General features: G+C 58.5%; 25 protein-coding genes, 2 tRNA genes and 1 pseudogene. 16 read left to right on the top strand and 12 right to left on the bottom strand.

From position 1 onward, the window contains the following. The 4 genes from VMS83_RS09075 to VMS83_RS09060 form a co-directional block, all read left to right on the top strand. Positions 1 to 466 (top strand): gamma carbonic anhydrase family protein (locus tag VMS83_RS09075; RefSeq protein WP_325411993.1); only part of this gene is annotated, 466 nt, incomplete at its 5' end. Next, the gene (locus VMS83_RS09070; protein WP_325411991.1) at positions 459 to 1760 is read left to right on the top strand and encodes a CoB--CoM heterodisulfide reductase iron-sulfur subunit A family protein; all 1302 of its coding nucleotides are present in this window, start codon (positions 459 to 461) and stop codon (positions 1758 to 1760) included. The genes VMS83_RS09075 and VMS83_RS09070, both read left to right, overlap by 8 nt. Then, complete coding sequence (gene mtnA / locus VMS83_RS09065) at positions 1757 to 2809, top strand: S-methyl-5-thioribose-1-phosphate isomerase (protein ID WP_325411989.1); 1053 nt, start codon at positions 1757 to 1759, stop codon at positions 2807 to 2809. Before VMS83_RS09070 ends, mtnA begins: the two co-directional genes overlap by 4 nt. A gap of 2 nt (positions 2810 to 2811) precedes the next feature. After that, positions 2812 to 3525 (top strand): DUF116 domain-containing protein, encoded by a 714-nt coding sequence (locus VMS83_RS09060; protein WP_325411987.1) that lies wholly within the window; start codon positions 2812 to 2814, stop codon positions 3523 to 3525. Here VMS83_RS09060 and VMS83_RS09055 read toward each other — a convergent pair. The 4 genes from VMS83_RS09055 to VMS83_RS09040 all read right to left on the bottom strand — a co-directional run bounded on the left by VMS83_RS09055 (position 3490) and on the right by VMS83_RS09040 (position 5623). Then, the gene (locus VMS83_RS09055; RefSeq protein ID WP_325411985.1) at positions 3490 to 3903 is read right to left on the bottom strand and encodes a polymer-forming cytoskeletal protein; all 414 of its coding nucleotides are present in this window, start codon (positions 3901 to 3903) and stop codon (positions 3490 to 3492) included. The genes VMS83_RS09060 and VMS83_RS09055 overlap by 36 nt on opposite strands. Positions 3904 to 3957: 54 nt before the next feature. Then, positions 3958 to 4812 carry a geranylgeranylglycerol-phosphate geranylgeranyltransferase gene (locus VMS83_RS09050; protein ID WP_325411984.1) on the bottom strand — a complete coding sequence of 285 codons (855 nt, stop codon included), beginning with the start codon at positions 4810 to 4812 and terminating at the stop codon, positions 3958 to 3960. 89 nt (positions 4813 to 4901) lie between these two features. Further along, positions 4902 to 5435, bottom strand: a complete 534-nt coding sequence (locus VMS83_RS09045; protein WP_325411983.1) for a hypothetical protein — start codon at positions 5433 to 5435, stop codon at positions 4902 to 4904. A gap of 113 nt (positions 5436 to 5548) precedes the next feature. Then, positions 5549 to 5623 (bottom strand) — tRNA-Arg (locus tag VMS83_RS09040). Between the two features lie 63 nt (positions 5624 to 5686). Between VMS83_RS09040 and VMS83_RS09035 the strand changes: the two genes are divergently transcribed. Next, positions 5687 to 6811, top strand: coding sequence for a tRNA (guanine(10)-N(2))-dimethyltransferase (locus VMS83_RS09035; protein ID WP_325411981.1), 1125 nt, complete (start codon positions 5687 to 5689; stop codon positions 6809 to 6811). A gap of 27 nt (positions 6812 to 6838) precedes the next feature. Continuing rightward, entirely contained in the window at positions 6839 to 7546 is a 708-nt protein-coding gene (locus tag VMS83_RS09030; protein ID WP_325411979.1) for a hypothetical protein, read from the top strand. Between the two features lie 53 nt (positions 7547 to 7599). Here the strand turns inward: VMS83_RS09030 and VMS83_RS09025 are convergent, their stop codons facing one another. The 3 genes and pseudogenes from VMS83_RS09025 to VMS83_RS10960 form a co-directional block, all read right to left on the bottom strand. Then, positions 7600 to 8715 carry a GTP-binding protein gene (locus VMS83_RS09025; protein ID WP_325411977.1) on the bottom strand — a complete coding sequence of 372 codons (1116 nt, stop codon included), beginning with the start codon at positions 8713 to 8715 and terminating at the stop codon, positions 7600 to 7602. A gap of 123 nt (positions 8716 to 8838) precedes the next feature. Then, positions 8839 to 9339 (bottom strand): AAA family ATPase, encoded by a 501-nt coding sequence (locus VMS83_RS10965; protein WP_414674916.1) that lies wholly within the window; start codon positions 9337 to 9339, stop codon positions 8839 to 8841. Positions 9340 to 9390: 51 nt separating this feature from the next. Next, positions 9391 to 9495 (bottom strand): annotated as a pseudogene (locus VMS83_RS10960) (AAA family ATPase); the annotation flags it as partial. Between the two features lie 217 nt (positions 9496 to 9712). Here VMS83_RS10960 and VMS83_RS09015 point away from each other — a divergent pair. Continuing rightward, a tRNA-Glu gene (locus tag VMS83_RS09015) sits at positions 9713 to 9787 on the top strand. Positions 9788 to 9916: 129 nt separating this feature from the next. On the opposite strand, the gene VMS83_RS09010 is transcribed toward VMS83_RS09015, so the two are convergent. Together VMS83_RS09010 and VMS83_RS09005 are read right to left on the bottom strand one after the other, a co-directional pair. Continuing rightward, positions 9917 to 10582, bottom strand: coding sequence for a DUF5677 domain-containing protein (locus VMS83_RS09010; RefSeq protein WP_325411973.1), 666 nt, complete (start codon positions 10580 to 10582; stop codon positions 9917 to 9919). Positions 10583 to 11882: 1300 nt separating this feature from the next. Next, positions 11883 to 12767 (bottom strand): tetratricopeptide repeat protein, encoded by an 885-nt coding sequence (locus tag VMS83_RS09005; RefSeq protein ID WP_325411971.1) that lies wholly within the window; start codon positions 12765 to 12767, stop codon positions 11883 to 11885. 179 nt (positions 12768 to 12946) lie between these two features. Here VMS83_RS09005 and VMS83_RS09000 point away from each other — a divergent pair, with 179 nt between their 5' ends. From VMS83_RS09000 to VMS83_RS08990, 3 genes are all read left to right on the top strand, one after another. Then, positions 12947 to 13222, top strand: coding sequence for a hypothetical protein (locus VMS83_RS09000; protein WP_325411969.1), 276 nt, complete (start codon positions 12947 to 12949; stop codon positions 13220 to 13222). A 99-nt stretch (positions 13223 to 13321) separates the two neighbouring features. Next, on the top strand, positions 13322 to 14587 hold the full coding sequence (locus VMS83_RS08995; protein WP_325411967.1) for a hypothetical protein: 1266 nt from the start codon (positions 13322 to 13324) through the stop codon (positions 14585 to 14587). Positions 14588 to 14684: 97 nt separating this feature from the next. After that, a complete protein-coding gene (locus tag VMS83_RS08990) occupies positions 14685 to 15245 on the top strand; it encodes a flavin reductase family protein (RefSeq protein WP_325411965.1) in 561 nt (186 codons plus the stop codon). 41 nt (positions 15246 to 15286) lie between these two features. Here the strand turns inward: VMS83_RS08990 and VMS83_RS08985 are convergent, their stop codons facing one another. Further along, positions 15287 to 15634 (bottom strand): hypothetical protein, encoded by a 348-nt coding sequence (locus VMS83_RS08985; protein WP_325411963.1) that lies wholly within the window; start codon positions 15632 to 15634, stop codon positions 15287 to 15289. Between the two features lie 184 nt (positions 15635 to 15818). On the opposite strand from VMS83_RS08985, the gene VMS83_RS08980 reads away from it, so the two are divergent. Beyond that, complete coding sequence (locus tag VMS83_RS08980; protein WP_325411961.1) at positions 15819 to 16019, top strand: hypothetical protein; 201 nt, start codon at positions 15819 to 15821, stop codon at positions 16017 to 16019. A gap of 58 nt (positions 16020 to 16077) precedes the next feature. On the opposite strand, the gene VMS83_RS08975 is transcribed toward VMS83_RS08980, so the two are convergent. Both VMS83_RS08975 and VMS83_RS08970 read right to left on the bottom strand, forming a co-directional pair. Next, positions 16078 to 16452 carry a MarR family transcriptional regulator gene (locus tag VMS83_RS08975; protein ID WP_325411958.1) on the bottom strand — a complete coding sequence of 125 codons (375 nt, stop codon included), beginning with the start codon at positions 16450 to 16452 and terminating at the stop codon, positions 16078 to 16080. A gap of 99 nt (positions 16453 to 16551) precedes the next feature. Continuing rightward, positions 16552 to 16740: a hypothetical protein gene (locus tag VMS83_RS08970; RefSeq protein ID WP_325411956.1), complete on the bottom strand. Its 189-nt coding sequence runs from the start codon at positions 16738 to 16740 to the stop codon at positions 16552 to 16554. Positions 16741 to 16954: 214 nt separating this feature from the next. Here VMS83_RS08970 and VMS83_RS08965 point away from each other — a divergent pair, with 214 nt between their 5' ends. From VMS83_RS08965 to VMS83_RS08945, 5 genes are all read left to right on the top strand, one after another. Next, positions 16955 to 17356 (top strand): hypothetical protein, encoded by a 402-nt coding sequence (locus tag VMS83_RS08965; protein ID WP_325411954.1) that lies wholly within the window; start codon positions 16955 to 16957, stop codon positions 17354 to 17356. A gap of 89 nt (positions 17357 to 17445) precedes the next feature. Then, positions 17446 to 17793 carry a hypothetical protein gene (locus tag VMS83_RS08960; RefSeq protein WP_325411952.1) on the top strand — a complete coding sequence of 116 codons (348 nt, stop codon included), beginning with the start codon at positions 17446 to 17448 and terminating at the stop codon, positions 17791 to 17793. 16 nt (positions 17794 to 17809) lie between these two features. Continuing rightward, complete coding sequence (locus VMS83_RS08955; protein WP_325411950.1) at positions 17810 to 18295, top strand: HEAT repeat domain-containing protein; 486 nt, start codon at positions 17810 to 17812, stop codon at positions 18293 to 18295. 54 nt (positions 18296 to 18349) lie between these two features. Further along, on the top strand, positions 18350 to 18811 hold the full coding sequence (locus tag VMS83_RS08950) for a phosphate-starvation-inducible PsiE family protein (RefSeq protein WP_325411949.1): 462 nt from the start codon (positions 18350 to 18352) through the stop codon (positions 18809 to 18811). Between the two features lie 99 nt (positions 18812 to 18910). Next, entirely contained in the window at positions 18911 to 19819 is a 909-nt protein-coding gene (locus VMS83_RS08945) for an ABC transporter ATP-binding protein (RefSeq protein WP_325411948.1), read from the top strand. Position 19820 lies beyond the last annotated feature (1 nt).

Below are 19820 nucleotides of genomic sequence, written 5' to 3'. Positions count from 1 at the left end.
GCCGCTCTGGTGCGCTCCCAATGCAACGGTGACCGGCAGGGTTACGGTGGGAAAGGATGTCGGCATCTGGTTCGGGGCGGTGATCCGGGCCGACAAGGACCGGATCGCGATAGGGGACCGATCGAACGTGCAGGACAACTGCGTGGTCCATACGAGCGCCGGGTTCCCGACCACGATCGGGTGCGATGTGTCCGTGGGGCACGGGGCGATCCTGCACGGGTGCACGATTAAGGACCGGGTGCTGGTGGGCATGGGTGCGATCGTACTCAATGGCGCCGTTGTGGGCGAAGATTCCCTGATCGGTGCCGGAGCGGTCGTCACCGAGGGCATGCAGGTACCGCCCGGCTCGGTGGTGCTGGGCGTGCCCGGAAAGGTGCTGAAGCAGACCACGCCGGAGCAGCGGACCCATATCCGGGAGAACGCCCAGTCCTACGTCAGGCTGGCCGGGGAATATGCCCATGGGTGACGCGGTCGTCATCGGCGGCGGCGTTGCCGGCATCCAGGCAGCCCTCGACCTCGCAAACCACGGCATTATCGTCCACCTCATCGAGCGGGAGCCCACCATCGGCGGCCACATGGCCCAGCTCGACAAGACATTTCCCACCAACGACTGCTCCATGTGCATCCTCTCGCCCAAGATGGTGGACGTCCAGAGGCACAAAAATATCCGGATCCATACCCTTGCCGAGGTGGAAAAAGTCGAGGGAGAAGCGGGCAGTTTCCGGGTGACCGTCCGCGAACACCCGCGCTATATTGACATGGTGGCATGCACCGGTTGCGGAGACTGCATTGAGGTCTGCCCGGTCGAGGTGTACAACCGGTTCGATGCCGGGGTGGGGGTCAGGAAAGCGATCTACAAGCCCCACCCGCAGGTGGTACCCGACCGGGTGGTAAAGGACAATGAGCACTGCATCGAGTGCGGGCTCTGCTACGACGTGTGTGGCCCGCAGGCGATCCTGCACGAGGATACAGAAAAGGAGCTGGTTATTTCTGCCTCGACGATTATCGTTGCTACCGGCTACGAGGTCTTCGATGCCCGCAGGAAAGGACCGCTCGGGTACCTGAAGTTCCCCGACGTGATCACGAGCCTTGAGCTGGAGCGGATGATCAACGCGAGCGGGCCGACCAGCGGAAAGATCCGGCGTCTCAGCGACGGCAGGGAGCCGGAGAGCATTGTCTTTATCCAGTGCGTGGGCTCGAGGGACGCCTCCTTAGACCGGCCCTGGTGCTCCTGTGTCTGCTGCATGCAGGCGATGAAGAACGCGATGCTCATCCGGGAGAAGCACCCGGAGATCGCGGTCACGATCTTCTACATGGACCTCCGCGCCTACGGGAAAGGCTACGAGGAGTATTACGAGCGGGCAAAGAACGTCGGTGTCCGGTTCCTCCGCGGGATGCCCTCCGATATCCAGGCGGATAAAAACGGTACCGGCCTCTTCTTCCAGGTCGAGAATTCGGAGACCGGGGAGATCGAGGTCCTCCGCCCGGGCCTCGTGGTGCTCTCGGTGGGGATCCAACCCTCGGAGACCACCGCGGCTCTTGCGGAGAAACTTGGCCTCCCGATCGAGGAGAGCGGGTTTCTGCGTTCGGTGCACGACGCGATCGACACCGCCGGGACTGTCCGGCCGGGCATCTTCGTGGCCGGCGCGGCAGTGGCTCCCAAGGATATCCCCGACAGCGTGGCCTCGGGAGGGGCAGCGGCTATGCGGGCGTTTGCCGGCTCCCGGAAAAAAACCACAGCAAGGGCGCGATCCCGGTGAAGGAGACAAAGACGCTCTGGTGGGACGAGTCCCTCGGAGGGATCCGGTATATCGACCAGACCCTGCTTCCCACGGAATATACCCTCATTGGGTGCACGGCTGTGGACCGGCTGATCACTGCCATCCGGCGACTGGAGATCCGGGGAGCACCGGCTCTGGGCGTTGCCGGGGGCTACGGGGTGGCCCTTGCTGCACGCACCTGCACCGGGCCCTCGTTTTCAGCCTATACCCGGGCCGTGAAGAAGGAAGCCGGCCGGGTTCGGGAGAGCCGGCCGACCGCGGTCAACCTGAGCTGGGGCGTGGACCGGGTGCTGGCGCAGTTTCTCGCGGCAAAAGACGTGGCATCCGCCCGGGCGGCCGCACTTGCCGAGGCGGAGGCGATCGCAGCAGAGGACACCCGCTGCTGCCATGCGATCGGGGAGCACGGGGCCGCCCTCCTTCCCGACCGGTGTACCGTGCTCACCCACTGCAACGCCGGGGCGCTAGCTTGTTCCTCGTGGGGGACGGCTCTCGGCGTGATCCGGTCAGCGGTTGCGGCGGGAAAGGAAATGAAAGTGATCGCCTGCGAGACCCGCCCGCTCCTGCAGGGCGCCCGGCTCACCGCGTGGGAGCTGGCACGGGACGGGATCGATGTGACGGTGATCACCGATTCCATGGCAGCACACATCATGCGCAGCGGGGCAATTGATGCCGTGATCGTGGGCGCTGACCGGATCACCGGTGACGCGGTCTTCAACAAGATCGGCACCTACATGCATGCAGTCTGTGCCCGGCACCACGGCATCCCCTTCTACGTGGCCGCTCCCCTCTCGACCTTCGACGCAACCCGCAGCGAACGGGAGGTCACCATCGAGGAACGGGGACGTGACGAGATCGCAGTGCTGGGGAACCGGACCCTGATACCGGACGGCGTCCCGGTGAAGAACTACGCGTTTGACGCCACCCCGACGGATCTCGTCAGCGCGATCGTGACCGAGCAGGGCATTGTCCGGCCGCCGCTTGATATCGGCGCACTCTTATCCCGTCCCGGCGCCAAGCGTACTGGTTAATCATGGCCCTCATGGATATTGACCTCAGCCCGTGGAACAGCCTGCTGTACCTCATCGGGGAAGCGACCATCATCTTTATCCTCGGGGCTATTGTCGTCTCGTTTATCCTTGTGGTCATCTCCCTGTACTCGATACGGCGGGGGCACCTCTATTTCCCCCGGCTCATCAATGCCGGGATCGTTTTTCTGGAAGGTTTTATGAAGGCGTTCTTCCGGCTCCTCGGCCTTGAGGACCGGGAGATGCTCACCTTCTTTATCAAGATCCATAACACGATGAACGCGAGCGCGTTCTCGAAGATCCCGGTCACGGAACGGGCAATCTTTTTTCCCCAGTGCCTGCGGTCCGCACAGTGCCCTGCCCGCCTCACCCCTGAAGGGCTCCGGTGTGTAAACTGCGGCCAGTGCACCGTGGGAGAAGCCCGGATTCTCCTCGAGAAAATGGGGTACCGGATCTTTATTGTCCCGGGTTCGTCGTTTATCAAGAGAATGGCCAAAAAATACCGACCCAAGGCGATCCTTGGCGTCGGCTGCCTGACCGAAGTAAAAGAAGGCATTGACATGGCCGACAAGATCGGCCTGGTGGCCATGGGCGTGGTGACCTTAAAAGAAGGATGCGTGGAGACGCTCGTGAACTGGCAGGATATCTACGAGGTGGCGACGCTCGGGCTCGATCCTTCGGTCTCAGTCCCCGAAGACCTTCATGTTCTTGCCGGTTAACTTCCCGCTCTTGATCTTACCGTGGACGACGATGGTATCGGCGCTCGTCACGTCACCGACCCGGACATTGGGGCGGATCATGACCCTTCCCCCTGCGTTCACCGAGTAGACCACGCAGTGATCGAGCAGGCTCACGTCCCCGGCTGCCACAAGGGGCCCTTTTATCCGGGCATGGCTCCCGATGACTGCACTCCCGCACTCCACACCGAGGGCCACGCTCGACTTCAGGCCCAGTTCGAGCTTCCCGGTCACCACGAGACGGCCCCAGAAATGGGTCCGGGCAGGCACGACAAAGTCGCCGTCAATCCGGACATTGCCCTCGTAATACGCTCCCCTGGGTGCATAGAACGTGGTGCCTTTACAGATGACGTTGGCCATGGATATATCAAGGTAGATGAGGCATGGCCTTGTGCATATAGTTTGTTGTCGCCCTTATGTCACAAGGCGCGAGAGGAGCACGGCAGAGAGAGTGAAGATGACTAGGGAGGCAAACATCCCCAGCTTGAGAAGGGTGGTGGCCCCGGTCGCTTTCAGGCAGGCAGGATCCGGGCAGCCGAGCGCTTTTCCTGCGGCGAGAAGGATGACCAGATCGACAAGGGCAATCCCGACAAGGTACCATGGCCCCCACCAGAGGAACGGGACCACGCTTGCCGCCACTGCCGCAACGGCGCAGGCAAACGCAATAACCGCGGTCTTTTTTGTGCCGACCCGGATGGCCAGGGTATCGGCACCATGCGCCCGGTCTCCTTCGATGTCCTCGGCATCCTTGAGGAGTTCACGGGCAAGCATGGCAAGGAACGTGATGGCGGCGACCGGGAGCATGTCGAAAAGGGCATGCCACCCGGCATACGCCCCGCCGAAGAGGAAGATACTCGCGGAGAGGTACGCCACCGCAGCGTTCCCAAAAAAAGGTGTGCTCTTGAGCCGGGCGGCGTAGGCGACGAGGAGCAGGACGTTGATGAGGGCGATGGCAAGGCAGAGGGGCGTGGTAAAGAGACCGATTGTAAGCCCGAGGATAAACAGGACCCCGGCCCAGGCAAGCGCCGCGTTCCGGCTGACCGCACCCGAGGGGATGGGACGTTCCGGCCGATTGATGGCATCGATCTCCGCATCGAAATAATCGTTTACCACGTTCCCGGCTGCCGTCACGAGCGTGACCACGGCCATGAGCAGGAGGACACCGTATACGAGAGTGCCGGTGGCAATCAGGTACGCGATGATCGCGGCAAGCCCGGCCACAAGGGAGTTGGCCGGCCGGGTGATCGTAAAAAAGCCTGCTAAGCCCATATCACCCTCAGGTATCAGACCGTTCTGATATTAACCTGCGTGTGTCAGGGAGGACGTAAAGTGCCGGGGGAATCAGAACCAAAAAAAGTTTAGGTGAAATCCGCAGGATTCAGGGGCCAAGAGGTCGAGAAGCTGACCGGGCTCTCGCTGTGGAAGGGTTCCGTAACAAAGTTGACCGTCAGCGTTGCCCCGTTTTTCAGGCTCTGGTAATCCTGATCGGAGACAATGGTTACGTAATCCCGCCCCGTCGCTGAGGTACCCTGCCCGAGAGGAGGAGTTTCCGCCCCACTCCCGCCATGGGAAACTCCGACTCCCCCAAACGAAACGCCGTTTGTATTGGTCAGAGTGCTGAACCATTGAAGCTGGATGGGCGTTCCTCCCACATTGTTCACTGTAACGAAGATATCTACGCGATGGCCACCGGACGGCAGGGCAGTGGTAGTAATGTCGTCTATACTCGCGTTAAAGGTGTACGTACCGTTCACGAGCGTAACTACCTGTTCCTGACTGGCTGCAACCTTTCCTTCGGTGCCCGGGGTTCCGGTGGTGGCGGACGTGCAGCCGGCAACGAGAACCAGCCCGATACATACCAGGGCACAAAGACAAACAATTCCCATCTTCATGGATCTTCTCCTGCCTGTTTCCGGATAGTTTTGCTTCTTTCCATAAAAAAATCGTGATAAGAGATCCCAGATACAGGTGAAGGGGCTACATGCAAAAAAAGCTGCCGGACAGACGGGCGAGGGGGGATTTGAACCCCCGACCATTAGCTTAGGAGGCTAACGCTCTATCCGGACTAAGCCACTCGCCCACTGCTCATACCAATTGCAGGGGAATATGTATAAGTTTTGCGCGCTCGTAGATCTCTGCCGCAATGGACGTTATCGAGGCAACGGAAGGCACAACAACGTTCCTGGTCCCGGTCCAGGACAGCGACGGCCAGTTCCCGCCCGGCACGGCCCCGGTCTTCTTCAACCGCCGGATGGAGATCAACCGGGACGCAACCGTCCTCCTCCTTTCGGTAATCCAGCCTTCCGATTATCTCGATGCCATGGGGGCGACCGGCGTCCGGGGACTCCGGGTGGCAAACGAATGCGGGGTCCCGGTCACCATCAACGACAGGGACCCGGATGCAATCCCCCTGATCCAACAGAACGTGACCCGTTCCGGGCTTCCTGTTTCGGTCACCTGCCGGGATGCCTGCTCGCTCCTCTTCGAACAGTCCTTCGACGCGGTAGACATCGACCCCTTCGGGACACCGGCGCCGTTTACCGATGCCGGTATCCGGGGGTGCCGGCGGTTCCTGCTCGTAACAGCCACCGATACTGCACCGCTCTGCGGGGCGCACCTGAAGGCCGGGATCCGCCGGTACTTTGCCCGGCCGGCGAACACCGGGTACCACGCGGAGGTGGGCCTGCGGATCCTCCTTGGGTTTGTCGCACGCGAGACGGTGAAGTACGACCGGGGCATCGAACCGCTCTTCTGCTTTGCCCGCGAGCACTTTGTCCGACTCAATCTCCAGCTCATTCGGGGTGTTCAGGCCGCGGATCAGACCATCGCCCGGCTCGGCTTTATCCTGCAGTGCCCGTCCTGCGCCTACCGCGAGGAGCGGCTTGGCATGTTCCCCGCCGCTGCCGCCTGCCCTTTCTGCGGTAAACCGCTCCACCCCATCGGGCCGCTCTTTCTGGGGAAGATCTTCTCTGACGAGGTAATGGCACAGATGCAGGCCCGGCTCCCGGAGTGCGGGCTTGGGACAAAAAAGGAGCTGGTAAAACTCCTTACCCTCTGCCAGGAGGAACTCTCCACCTCCAGCCATTACGATTACCACCTGGTCGCCCAACAGCTCAGGGTATCCCCGCCGAAAATTGAGGTCCTCCTGGAACGGCTGCGCCAGGCGGGATATGGCGCAAGCCGCACGCACTACTCCGGGACCGGGATCAAGACCGATGCCCCTCTTTCGGTGATTGAGGACGCGATCCGGGGCCAAAGTCAGCCGTAACCGGCAAAAAGCCGGTTCGGCATGTTTATGGGAGGACCCGTTCCAGACTCTCCCGAAGGCACCATGAACGGGAAGGCAGGCAGAATAATCGTCATCACGGGGGGGATCCTGCTCATCCTCCTCGTCCTTTCCGCGGGCTGCAGTACCCGGACGCAGGGCCCCCAGCTGACGGCAGCAACGAATGTTCCGGTTACGAGTGTCCCCTCACCTGCTCCGTCCGCCCCCCTCGTACAGACAGCGATTGTTCCCCTGAACCCAACCCCGGTGCAGTACCAGGTCTACACCGATCCCACGTACCCGCTGACCCTGGATTATCCCCGGGGCTGGGTCCTTACCCAGCCGGGCGACTGCTCCCTGCGGGACTACGGGCGGACCACCTGCAATATTGTCAACTTCTATTCTCCCGATAACCCGGCATACCGCATCTTCAGCGTGGATGTCGACCCCTCGCCCGGCTCAAGCCTTGAGGATTACTTCAACGATGCGACCGCAACCTTAAGCAGGAACTATGCCCCTGTTTCAAACCTCCGCCCCACGTCCCTGTACCAGGTCTCGGGATACAAGGCGTACCGCTTTGATTTTGTAAAACCGGACAACTCGGTCGAGATCGCGGTCTTTACGATCACACCGGATTACAAGGCCTATATCTTCACGTACAATGCGATGGAGGACACCGATTTCACCACCATGATAAAGTCGGTCACCCTCACGTCCGCTGCCACCGGTGCAGCATAACGGTCAAAGGGTACAAAAAAGGGATCACCCTGCCCTAGGCAGGAGTGGTTGTTTTAGTGCTCGATGATGATGGTGAGGATATCACCATCAAGGAGCTCGTGGGTCAGGCCCACCCTCTGGCCGCCGTGCTTGACGGATCTGCCCCAGATCCGGGCGTACCGGAACCGGCGCACGAAGTCCCGGTGGAGCTTGGTACAGACGGTCTCAACCGTGCTGCCATTCCGGATGATGAGCGGCTCTTCGAGATCGGCATCGCCGCTCTGGGGTTTTAAGTAGACCCGCATGAACCCGAGGCAGTCGTAGATCGCATCCTTGAGCTCCTCCATGTGGTAGCCCGAGTGTGCGGAGATCATGATGGGCGGGTTTGCGAACCGGGACGAGATATCGTGCTCGATCTCGAGGTACTGCTCCTTGTCCACGAGATCGACCTTGTTGACCGCAATAAAGGCGGGAACGTAGACGCGGTTCCCCTGGAGGGCATCGATAAGGTCGTCCTGGGTCGCATTGCCGCGGATGAGCACGTCGGCGTTCATCATCTTGCTCTCGGAGAGGATCGATCGCACATCATCGATATCGAGATCAAGGGTCCCGACCGCGGCGAGCCGGATCCCGCCTACCGATGATTTCTTGATGGTAATATCGGGTTTTGGCACGTTGATACGGATGCCCGCATCGTGAAGTTCTTTTAAGAGCACTTCGACATGCCGCTCGTTGAACACATCCACGAGGATGATGATGATGTCGGCACTCCGCACGACACCGATAACTTCCTTGCCCCGGCCCTTGCCCATGGCAGCACCGGCGATAAGTCCCGGGATATCGAGCAGCTGGATCTTCGCGCCCTTGTGTTCCAGCGCCCCGGGCACCACCGTGAGCGTGGTAAAGGCGTACGCGGCAACCGCACTCTCGGTACCGGTGAGCTTGTTGAGGAGCGTGGATTTACCCGTGGACGGGAACCCGACAAGAACCGCGGTTGCATCGCCGGACTTCTTGACCGAGTAGCCTTCCCCGCCACCGCCCGACTTCATCGCACGGTTGACGGCTTCGTCGCGGAGCTTGGCGATCTTCGCCTTGACTCTCCCAATGTGCTTGGAAGTAGCCTTATTGTACGGAGTCTTTACCAGCTCCGCTTCCAGCTCGGCTATCTGCTCTTCAAGACTACCAGCCATTTCTCATATTAATCGACGCCCGTTCGGGATATAGTTGTTTATGGCAACCCGTAAACAAAAGGGAAGTCCTGCCCAGCCTGCTGACGGACAGGGACCCGGGCCTGTGCTTTGTCACCCGGCGCCTCACAGGCCTGCAAGGTACTTCTCCCGGTCAAGGAGGAAATCGCGGTACACCCGGTAATATTCCGTGTCCTCGTACCCGATCCGCACGATCGGTGCCGTGTCGAATGACCAGATCTCGGCGCCGGGATACGCGAGGAGGATGGGGGAATGGGTCGCGATAATGAACTGGACGCCGCCTTTCCCGGTATACCCCCTGATCAGCCGGAGGAGCTCGAGCTGTCGCCGGGGGGACAGGGCATTCTCGGGTTCATCGAGGAGGTACAACCCATCCCTCATGAAGCGGTTTTCGAAGAACGCCATGTGGGACTGGCCGTGGCTCCTGGTGACGAGCGAGCGGTCGCCGAAATAGGAGAGGCAGCCGGGATCAGCCCTTCCCCACTGGTCCAGCGCCTCTGCAAAGTGCCGGAAGATCTCAGCGGCGAAGAACGAACCCGTGACCTTCCCCGGTCCGCAGTCGAACCGAAGACTCCGGTCAAGTTGTCCCTCGTACGGGTTGTGCAGGTCGCAGGGGCCCTCGTGCTCCTCCCAGATATGGATGCCGCAGCCATGTGCAATCGCCCGTAGCAGCGTTGATTTGCCGGAACCGTTCTCCCCGGTAAAGAAGGTGACGGGCGTGGCAAAACCAATCGTGTCCGTCTCCTGGAAGACCCTCAGGTTGAAGGGATAGAATTCCCGCGTGGGGAAGGTATCGTGCAGGAACCCGATCGACCGGAGGTGCATGCTTGTCCGGTCGTCCTTTGGGAACATAAAAGCCGGGGCTGGCCGGAGCCGGACCCGGCGGATTCCCGACATTCCCGGCCCGTAAACGCCAGCTAAGACGGCAATATGCGACAACCTTTAAGTAACTCCATCGCCCATGGTATTAGGCAATTACGCTGCTATAGTGTAGTCCGGCCAATCATGCGAGCCTCTCACGCTCGCGACTGGGGTTCGAATCCCCATAGCAGCACTCTTTTTTCTGAGGATTTTGGCCACTAACTTCACTTTTCAAAGAGCACAAGCCAGAAATTCACCATAGGGACACTTCTGCACGGGTTATTCTATTCACAAAATGCTTCTTTTCAATGATAGATATTGATTATTTAGTAATCGTTTTGGATTGGATTTCTTCTAACAAACGTATAGCCATTTCCATCAGAGGAATGATTGTGATCATGAAATTATCTAACTTCTTGTCTAGGTCAAGAGGATCTTGAGTTATCAACCCAAATTCCATAGGTTTTTTCCATTTATATTGAGTAAGTCTAAAACTACCCGGATTAATATGAACAATATCAGAATAACCAGACCAAACTTTGTTTAATTTATCATTCTTTATTGCATTTCTTATTTCATGCACCGATTTCTGACGTATTTCTTCGCTTTCCATAAATTGTTTAACATAATCGGGATTTTTTTGAACATATATAAGTAAAAATTCAGATTCTATTAATGTACGAATTAATGGGAAAATACTATGATACTTTCTAATTCCGATTAAAAGCAATATTGATTCAAATAAATCTCTTAATTTTAATGCGGATAAAAGGACGAATTGTCTTTCTAAACTCATTTTCCCGATATCGTTGAAATCGTAAATAAGATGATTTAGATCAAATGCAATTTTTTCTAATTTCTGACGGTATTTTTTTAAATTTTTTTGGGACTCAACTGTATGAACATTCTTTATATGAATTTTCTTTTCATTATTAATTTGCTTATTTTTTATATAAGCATAATAATAACCAAATATTTTTTCTATCATTCAACTCACGATTTTTCTCAAATATGTTATTTCCTCAATGATTTGGAAATTTTATATTTTCTGAAAATTGATTCAAGCTAGTGTATAAGTCTTTCCAGAATTGCTTGGTAACACTACTTTCTTGGCATAAATTATCTTCATCAGATAATTGTAGATCATTATTTGATTTGGGAAATGGTGTTCCATTATCACCAGACCATACCTCAATCCGTCCCTATCAAACGATTCCTCCCCTCCCTGCTCCGCAGGGAGTCGCTCGGGCGCCTCGCCGGGCCCTCACTGGGCAAGGGCCTTGATTAATAATTCCGGATCCCGGTAAGTGCGTAGCGCAAAACCCGAAGAGGCGTTTTGCGCGGTCAGGCATCGTTCGTGGAGGTATGGGGGCGACAGCCCCCGCGATATCCCCGCCAAACCCTCATGAGCACACGACCCGACCCGACAATTTCTAGAAAAGTCCTTGTTGCGATCTGAGAATTCCGGAAAAAGAGCTACTCAGCTGCTGAGGATTTCTAAAAAAGTCCTGGTCACGATCTGATAATTCCGGAAAATCTTCAACTCAGCAGCGGAACATTTTCAAAAATGATTGATCACGCTGCTGATCATTTCAAAAAAAGATCGCCACGGTTTTTTCCCAAAACCGGCCAACCCACTAATAATCATCAAAAACTCCGTCGGAGACCGGACGAACCCTGTGCTATTACAGAAAAAAGTCCGGCCAGGCAGCGGAGGATTTTAAAAATGTGTTACTCAGCAGCGGAAGATTTCGAAAAATCTTCGGGTCGTGAGCTGCGAATTCCGGAAAATCTTCGGCCCAGCAGCCAAAGATTTTCAGAAAAGTCCGGATCGCGAGCCGGCAATTTTCCAAAAAGATCGGCCCCCACCCATTTACACAATCAGGGACCCCCCCTTCAAAAAAATCGCCGGCCCCCCTCCCCCCATGGGGGTCCCTGCAAAAAAATAACCAGGACCCGCTTTGATCAGCATAAAGCGGGACCCCCTTTGCTTATTCCAGTTTCAGGACCTGCACTTCCACTGAAACTTCAGGCGAGAGGGGATCGGGGGTCCCCCTTTCCCCAATGATAAGGGGGAGCCACTTGTTATGATCACAAGCGGGAGTCCCTTTCACCATTCGCGGATCGAAAGTACCCCTCTTCCCCCACCATGGGTGTCCGCACAAAAAAAAGCCGGACCTGATTGACTCATAGTGAAGGGGGACCCCCCGATCATCAAAGAGGGGGGTCCCATTTATTCATGCGGGAGGGGAGGGGTTGCCGGGCAAAAAATGAGGGGGGGTCCCGGCTTATGCAGTCGCAGTAGTGTTCACGACAATAAGGGTCGGGGTCACAGTCGGGATCGTTGCCGTGACGTACAGCGTGCCGTAGGGCATAGTGGTGGACTGGCTCTGGACCAGCGTGCCGTCAGAATAGACATTAACCGTCAGGTTGTCCCCCGACCCGTCGTTCTTGTTCACCGATGCCGTGACAACCCCGCCGTTTACCATCGGGATCGAATAGAACTGATCGCTCGTGTTCTGCTTTGTCTGCAGGCTGCCGGCCAGCTGCTGCTGGCTGCCGGGCGTGCCAACGCTCCCCGAGAAGAGCTGATCATAGCTGACCTCCACCCAGACACCGGAAGAGGGCACTATGGGTATAATGGGGGTCGGGACCGGAGTGGCCGTCGGGACAGGGGTCGGCAGGGGAGTCGGGACCGTTGTCGGGACCGGGGTGGGGATTATGACGGACAGGATGCTGCCGGAGGAGCCCTGCGTGTCCTTGACGATCACCATCCCGCAGGCCGCGATCATCAGGACCACCACGATCGCGATCGTCAGGCCCCGGGAGCTCTTCTCCTGTGGTGCGGCAGGATCCCCTGCCGGACCGGCATGGGGTGCAGATGCCGCGGGCGCGCCCGCCGACGCTTCCGGCTCCTGCATGAGACCCAGGAGGATCTTCTTTGCCTTCCGGGCATGCTCGTACGAAGGGTTGAGGGACAATGCCTTGTTGACGGACACCAGTGCTTCCCGGTAGTTTCCCGTCTGGATGAGGGCCAGGCCGCGGTTGTTCCAGACCTCCGCCATGCCGGGATCGATGGCAATGGCCTTGTCGAACGCTGCAAGGGCCCGTTTATAGTCTCCTTTCTCGTAGAGTGCTACACCCTCACTGAAAAAAGTCTGAGCATCATCCATAATTTTACCGGGACGCTGATCGGATATAGCGGTTCCTACCGGAACTCCCGTACCTGCCGGAGGCCCGCCGGTATCCCGGCACAGATACGGTATCCTCCCATCCCGGTTGCAGGGGATCTGTGCCCAAAAGGCCCTTTTCCGCCAATAGTTTCATAACCTATCAGTAAAGAGTTCACATCATGGCAGATGACGGAACCGCAGTCACCGTAAGCATCCCCAAGGCACTGATTGAGAAGCTGGATACGATTGCACAGATCAAGTACCTGAACCGCGAGGATGTGATCATTGACGCGTGCGCCTACTATTGCCAGTTCTATGACATGCACAGCGAGCGGTCTACCGAATCGATGCGCAGCATCCTCTTCAACCTCGCCCGTCATGACGCAGAGTTCCGCAGGCTCCTGCGCAAGGTTGTCCAGGAAAACCCGGCCTCCGATTCCCCGGCAAGCGAATAACCCTTTTTTTCATCCGGTGCACGCGCCCCTCTACGGAGAGGGCATACCCTGCAACGCGGGGCCGGGGACGGATGCAATGGTTCTTAACGAATCCTGACGATGGGTTCACTGAGTCGGATGAAAACCTCCCTTCCTGTAAAGATTGCCGGGATCGTTCTCCTTTTTGCGGTGCTTGTCCCGGCCGGGCAGGCCGTTACTCCCCTGTGGATCTTCAACGCTACCCCGGGTGAAGCGCTCTCCACGGTCGCCATATCGGACAGCGGATCGATCATCGTTGCCGGGGGAGACCAGCTGGTCGGCATCTCGCCGCAGGGACAGAAACTCTGGGCCGGCTGGAGCGGGTCTCCCGTGGACATCAGCGGGGACGGGGAGTATATTGTCGCGGCCCAGGACCAGTTCGTATGCCTTATCTCCGGGCAGGGCGTCCTCCTCTGGCAGCACCCGGCGGGCGGTGAAGCGGTGACGGCAGTTTCCATCACACCGGACGGGGCGATCGTTGCGGCGGGTGCCGGATATGTTGTCCAGACATGGTACAACTCGGGGACCGGCATGGGGACCAATACCACCGACCTTGTCCAGGACGTAAAAGTTTCACCGGTAAAGGACCAGGTCCTGGTCTCCACAGCAAAGGCCCTGGAAACCTTCAACCTGACCTTTGTCCCGAACTGGCAGGACACCTCACTGAGCCCGACCGCCATCGCGATATCCGGCGATGGCACCGGTATTGTGGCAGCAAACGGGAACCGCGTGCGGATGTACCATGGCAGCGGCACCCTGCTCTGGGACCAGGGATTCCCCGGAGGCAATATCATCTCCCTTGCCTATTCGCGGGACGGATCCACCATTGTGGCCGGGAGGGATGACGGTTCGGTCCTTGCCATCAGCCGTGCCGGCAGCCTGCTCTGGACGGGGAATGCAGGGGTCTGGGCAACGAGTGTTGCCGTCTCTGACGACGGCTCAACGATTGCCACCGGCAGTATCGACAACCGGATCCATATCTACAACCGGCAGGGCACACTCCTTGGGGAAGCGATCACAAAAAACCCGGTGAAATCCCGGTCGGTGGCCGTCAGCGGTGACGGGAACCTGATCGTGGCCGTGGACAGCAGCGGCGTGTACGGTTTTTCACGCAGCCAGTTTACTGCACCTGCCGGAGCGCCGGCGGCATCCCCTTCGGCCACGCCCACACCGCTGCCTCCCACCGAGGCAACGCCCGCCCCCACGGCTTTGACAGTGACAGTACCTGTGGTCACCACGGGATCGGTACCATCACCCTCAGCCAGCCCGGCGCCCGGGTTTTCCGGGGCCCTTGTCCCCGCCGCTCTCGCGATCCTGATCCTTGCCGGAAAAGGCCGGAACGGGTAAGGCCCCGCAGGTCCCGGGGTATCCTCTCCTGCCTTGTCCGCTGACAGGGATATCCTTAAACCCCTCCCTTGCCAACCGGAAACCGGTGAACCAGAAGATGGAGAAGGTAACCATCGGCCCGATGCCGTATATGACCGTCATGCCCACCGTGCTCGTGGGCGCAAACGTGAAGGGAAAAGCAAACTACATGACCGCGGCCTGGTCAACGGTCGCCTGCATGGCGCCTCCGATGGTCTGCGTGGCGATCAACAAGCAGCGGTACACGATGGCCGGGATTGAGGAGAACAAGACGTTCAGCCTCAACATCCCCTCTGCCAGTCACGTGATCGAGACAGACTACTGCGGGATTGTCTCCGGTTCCCAGAAGGACAAGACCGGGATCTTCCGCTCATTCTACGGGAAGCTCAAGACCGCACCCCTGGCAGAGGAATGCCCGGTCAATATCGAGTGCCGTCTCTTCAAAACGGTAGACTGCGGCAGCCACCTCCTGGTTGTCGGAGAGATCGCGGAGATCCATGCAGACAAGTCCTGCCTGACGGACGGCAAGCCCGATATTACGAAGATCCACCCGATCGTGTACTCGCAGGCGGCCTATTTCGGCATGGGAAAAGAGCTGGAAAAGGCGTTCTCGGCCGGCAAGAAATACCAGGCCAGGTAAGGACGGTATCTCTCTTTTTTACCGGCGAAAACCGGCACGATTCAGCAGTTGACGTGCAGGATCGCCACAAACGGCCGCAGTTCTTCCTCCATCAGGGGAAGGAGTTCCGGGGTTGGCCGGATAACCGTCTCGTAGCCGGCGAGGATCTTCTCTGTCCCGGGGGTGAGCGGAAGGTCCCCGTACTGGCCGGTACCGATATACAGGACGACCGGGTTTTCGTGGATGAGAAATCCCAGTTCCACACCGTAGAGGGGGGTATGGCCATAGGTCTGTTTCAGCGGTTTCGAGGGCTTCTTGTGCCGCCGGGTCACGCTCCGGTCGGTATGGATCACCACGTCGTGGTCATACCGCACGCCATCAATCACCACCCAGCCGTTCCTGGTCTTCATCACGGGGGTGCACGCCTCCTGCCCGGAAATTTATCGCGAAAGAACTTGGCTTTTTTCGACTGATCCCTCAATAGGCATCGGGAGAAAACGGGCGGGAATGGAGCCCGCTGCAGGGATACGTTCCAGTACGGAGTGCCATGAACATCCCGGCGCGGAGAGGCGCAGGGCCAACACGTTTTTAAGGATGGAGACAGTAAAAAAGCACAGGAACAAGCCTCGTGCAGATGACTGCCCCATGCTGCCCAACCATGCCTATCTCTCCCTGGTGATTCCCCCGCAGGAGCGGATCCTCCTCGCGGTCGCCCTTCTCTGCATCGCCGCTGTTGCCGCTTATTTTCTGGTCAAGGCGCTGTTATATTCGGCCGAGCACGAATACGGCCAGTGAACACGCCGGATACGCACGGGACGTTTTTTGAAAACAGGGTGGAAAGGACGGGCCCTGCCTATTCCACGTAACTGCGGATCTTCTGGGCGAGGACCATCTTTCGCCGGATCTCGATCTCCTTCTCAGACTGGATCTGGCCGATGATCTCGGCAATCGGGCGGGAGAGGCGGAAATAGTTCTGCGGCCTGCCGATGGTATCGGTCTTGTCCAGCCGGCTTGCGATCCAGCCCTGCTCCTGGAGGTAGTGCATCGCCAGGCTCACCTCGGGCTGGCGGAGGTCCGCTCCCCGTTCAATATCGCGGGACGATGCTTCGGGCGTATTGGCAAGAAACACGAGGACCTTTGCCACGATCCGCGGGATACCAATAGAGATGAGGATACGGGAAAATTCCTCTTCCTTGTCGGTAAAATAGTGCACTTTCCGGCCGGGCATGCATTCTCCCAATTCTTTATTCCATTATGTTACTTTTATTTTACACGCCCGACGTGTATAAATATTGTGATGGAGGACAAACTTATCCACCATCAATATTTAAGAGGTGCGGCTAATCCTGACCGTAACCTTGTCACCCTGCTTCTTGATCTCCACGTTGATCTCCCGGTCCTTGAACGGTACCCGGTGTGTACCAAATTTCCCGGCATCGATAAGACGCTGGAGCCGTGCCATGTCCGCACGGGGCATCCGCCGGAAATCATCATCTACAAAAACCACTGTCGCCATACTGTATCCTCCACCACGGGTTTCGGATTCCCGGGCATTCCTCGCTGGAGATGATATTTGGACGGGGGCGGGTATCAACCTTGTGCGCACAGGATGGGGGGATACGGCAGTTAGCCCGCTTCTATTGAGCCGGTTTTTGGAATTAACGCATATCTGCGCTTTTTAGGGGGAAGCATTAAATATCGTATCCCTGCATATCCCTATGTGAAGTACTATGAGCAGGGAGAAGATCAAGGTCCCAGGCAATGTATACGAAGAGCTGGTCGCGCTGGAGCGCGAGATCCACTTCACGCTGGATACCCAGGACACGGTAAAGCGGGCGGAAGACCGGGGGTATATGGCGGCTGCCAACTGGATCCGCAACAACGAGAACGCCTACAAGGTCGGCTTCTCGTGGGGATTCGAGCCCGAGGCTGAGGCACCGCACAGCACGATGCAGGATATCCCCCAGCGGTCGGAACCGATGCAGAGGCGCACGATTGCCCACCCGCCGCCCATCCAGGCCACCCGCCCCGAGCCGCAGACGCCACGGGCCCCTTCACGGAAGTCCTCTTCGGGCAGCAGCAGCACGGGGATTGTTGCAGGGATCAAGCGCTGGATCAATAAATACTTCTGATCTCCCGTCTTTTTTTTCCTAGTGTCCGGCGCGGTCCAGGCGGCTTGTCCGGAGAACCCAGACATACATTCACGAAGGGCTGACAACAGATGGCACGCGAACTGAGCGACAAGGACATTGCAATTCTCCAGAAACTTGCTCCCGAATGCGGGGACCTTACCTGCGGGGGCTCGGGGCACCAATTCCACGCGATCCTGCCCCCGGTCTCCAACCATTTTGCCGACAGTGCCGAGGATTTTTCCGAGCGGATCCGCCGCCTCTCCGACGAGGAACTGGCTTATATCACCGAGAAGATCCTGACCGGCGAGGAAGGGCTGGGGTGCGTTGCGCCCGAGGACGCGGAGGCGTTCGTGATGATCGTCCACGACCGGATCTCCCCGGAGATGGCAAAAAAGGTTATCGCTGCCTACGAGTCCGGCGGGGAATGCGAACGCTGATCCGGTCCCTTTTTTTATGACGGATATCACCCCCCTGGTTGCGGCCCTGTCCTCCCCAACCATAAAGGCACGGCGGGAGGCAGCAGCAGAGCTCGGCCGATCCGGGGACCCGGCTGCGGTCCTGCCGCTGGTGCAGGCGCTTAACGACTCCCACCCGGCGATCCGGATCGAGGTCGCGCTTGCCCTCGGGAGGCTGGACGATGACCGGGCTGTACCGGGCCTTGTTGCGGCGCTGGCCGATACGGATAACGACGTGAAAGGGGCCGTGATGACCTCGCTTGGCCGGTTAAAAGATCGCAGGGCGGTCATCCCCCTTACCGGGTGCCTTGCCGACCCCGATGACCGGATCCGGGCCGGGGCAGCTGAAGTGCTGGGCCGGCTTGGCGATCCCCGGGCGACAAAGGCGCTCACCTCGGCCGCAGCCGATCCCTTCGCGGAGGTCCGGGATGCGGCAGCACGGGCCCTTGACCGCATCCAAAAGAAGAGGCGGGCCGGCCCGTGATAGTTTAATCGCGGGGAACCGCCGTACTGGTACCTGTCCTCACGAGGAATTACCATGACAGAAAAAAATCCTGCTGCACCGATGCCGGCAGATCAGCCCGGCCTCGATTATATTGTCAGGTTCTTTGCCCTTGTCCCGCTGGCGATGTATATCATCGTCGCGGCGCTGCTCACGATCATCGCCGCTTTCTCGATCTACGATGCGGCCCAGCAGATCGTGACCATGATTGTTTCCCGCAACATTTCAGATGGTCTTGTCCAGGTGATCAATGCGCTGCTCCTCACCATCACCATCATTGTCCTCTTCGAGACAGTCACGGTCTATTTCCGGACCAAGCGTGTTGATGTGCGGGCACTTCTCATCGCCGGCCTCACCGGCCTGGTCCGGCACGTCCTCGTCTTTAATGTGGCGACCACGGATGCGCCCCAGATGTTTGCCACCGTGGCCCTGCTCGCGGTCCTCATTGCCGGGATCGTGCTCATAAAAAGCGAAGATCTGCAGGTTGCACCGGTCTGATTTTTTTACTGCAACCGCCCCCCCGTCATCCCCGGGATGGGGGAACATCGCGAGCATTTTATGGAAGGGCGGTGAACTGAGGGGTACGGAGAGGACGGAATGACCGCGATCATTGAGGCCGACGACCTGACCAAGACCTACAACGGGGTAGCAGCGGTCAGCCACATCCGTTTTTCTGTCCGGAAAGGCGAGATCTTCGGTTTCCTGGGCCCGAATGGCGCCGGGAAGACCACTACCATGCGGATGATCGAGTGCGTCTCGCCCCGGACATCGGGGAATCTGCGGGTCTTTGGGAGGGACCCGGACACGAACCCGGCGGAGATCAAGCAGCGGATCGGCGTTGTCCCGCAGGAGACCAACCTTGACCCGGACTTTACGTGTGCGGGAAACCTACTCGTCTATGCCCGGTACTTCGATATCCCCCCGGCCGAGGCGGAACAACGGGTCAAAAACCTCCTCGAGTTCGTGGCCCTGACCGAGAAACGCACGACCGCCATCGACAAGCTCTCGGGGGGGATGAAACGCCGGCTTATCCTGGCACGGGCGCTCATCAATAACCCGGACCTGCTCATCCTGGACGAGCCCACCATTGGTCTTGACCCGCAGGCACGCCACCTTATCTGGGAACGCCTCCGACTCCTCCGGGCCCAGGGGAACACCATCGTGCTCACCACCCACTACCTGGACGAGGCGGCACGGCTCTGCGACCGGCTCGTGATCATGGACCACGGCACGTTCCTCGTGGAGGGTGCACCCGCCGACTTGGTGCGGGAGCAGGTGGGAAGCGAGATCATTGAGATGGATAACACCCTGGAAGTGATCGCATGCCTTACGGAGCTCGGCGTGCCGTACGAGACCGCCGGCGACCAGGTGCAGGTGGCGACCGACGTCTCGCGGGAGCTCGCAAAGACCCTGCTCGACCGGTGCACGAAGAGCCGGGTGAGTACCCGGCCGGCAACCCTCGAGGACGTGTTCCTGAAACTGACCGGGAGGACGCTGCGTGAGTGAG

Source organism: Methanoregula sp., from assembly GCF_035543475.1.
Classification (GTDB): Archaea; Halobacteriota; Methanomicrobia; order Methanomicrobiales; family Methanospirillaceae; genus Methanoregula.
The sequence above is the reverse complement of the archived record's forward strand: the minus strand, read 5'-3'. Positions and strand labels throughout refer to the sequence as shown.

Coding starts and splice junctions, on each gene's coding strand:
- VMS83_RS09070 (WP_325411991.1), top strand. CDS start 459: ATGGGTGACGCGGTCGTCATCGGCGGCGGCGTTGCCGGCATCCAGGCA.
- VMS83_RS09060 (WP_325411987.1), top strand. CDS start 2,812: ATGGCCCTCATGGATATTGACCTCAGCCCGTGGAACAGCCTGCTGTAC.
- VMS83_RS09055 (WP_325411985.1), bottom strand. CDS start 3,903: ATGGCCAACGTCATCTGTAAAGGCACCACGTTCTATGCACCCAGGGGA.
- VMS83_RS09050 (WP_325411984.1), bottom strand. CDS start 4,812: ATGGGCTTAGCAGGCTTTTTTACGATCACCCGGCCGGCCAACTCCCTT.
- VMS83_RS09045 (WP_325411983.1), bottom strand. CDS start 5,435: ATGAAGATGGGAATTGTTTGTCTTTGTGCCCTGGTATGTATCGGGCTG.
- VMS83_RS09035 (WP_325411981.1), top strand. CDS start 5,687: ATGGACGTTATCGAGGCAACGGAAGGCACAACAACGTTCCTGGTCCCG.
- VMS83_RS09030 (WP_325411979.1), top strand. CDS start 6,839: ATGGGAGGACCCGTTCCAGACTCTCCCGAAGGCACCATGAACGGGAAG.
- VMS83_RS09025 (WP_325411977.1), bottom strand. CDS start 8,715: ATGGCTGGTAGTCTTGAAGAGCAGATAGCCGAGCTGGAAGCGGAGCTG.
- VMS83_RS09010 (WP_325411973.1), bottom strand. CDS start 10,582: ATGATAGAAAAAATATTTGGTTATTATTATGCTTATATAAAAAATAAG.
- VMS83_RS09005 (WP_325411971.1), bottom strand. CDS start 12,767: ATGGATGATGCTCAGACTTTTTTCAGTGAGGGTGTAGCACTCTACGAG.
- VMS83_RS09000 (WP_325411969.1), top strand. CDS start 12,947: ATGGCAGATGACGGAACCGCAGTCACCGTAAGCATCCCCAAGGCACTG.
- VMS83_RS08995 (WP_325411967.1), top strand. CDS start 13,322: ATGGGTTCACTGAGTCGGATGAAAACCTCCCTTCCTGTAAAGATTGCC.
- VMS83_RS08990 (WP_325411965.1), top strand. CDS start 14,685: ATGGAGAAGGTAACCATCGGCCCGATGCCGTATATGACCGTCATGCCC.
- VMS83_RS08985 (WP_325411963.1), bottom strand. CDS start 15,634: ATGAAGACCAGGAACGGCTGGGTGGTGATTGATGGCGTGCGGTATGAC.
- VMS83_RS08980 (WP_325411961.1), top strand. CDS start 15,819: ATGGAGACAGTAAAAAAGCACAGGAACAAGCCTCGTGCAGATGACTGC.
- VMS83_RS08975 (WP_325411958.1), bottom strand. CDS start 16,452: ATGCCCGGCCGGAAAGTGCACTATTTTACCGACAAGGAAGAGGAATTT.
- VMS83_RS08970 (WP_325411956.1), bottom strand. CDS start 16,740: ATGGCGACAGTGGTTTTTGTAGATGATGATTTCCGGCGGATGCCCCGT.
- VMS83_RS08965 (WP_325411954.1), top strand. CDS start 16,955: ATGAGCAGGGAGAAGATCAAGGTCCCAGGCAATGTATACGAAGAGCTG.
- VMS83_RS08960 (WP_325411952.1), top strand. CDS start 17,446: ATGGCACGCGAACTGAGCGACAAGGACATTGCAATTCTCCAGAAACTT.
- VMS83_RS08955 (WP_325411950.1), top strand. CDS start 17,810: ATGACGGATATCACCCCCCTGGTTGCGGCCCTGTCCTCCCCAACCATA.
- VMS83_RS08950 (WP_325411949.1), top strand. CDS start 18,350: ATGACAGAAAAAAATCCTGCTGCACCGATGCCGGCAGATCAGCCCGGC.
- VMS83_RS08945 (WP_325411948.1), top strand. CDS start 18,911: ATGACCGCGATCATTGAGGCCGACGACCTGACCAAGACCTACAACGGG.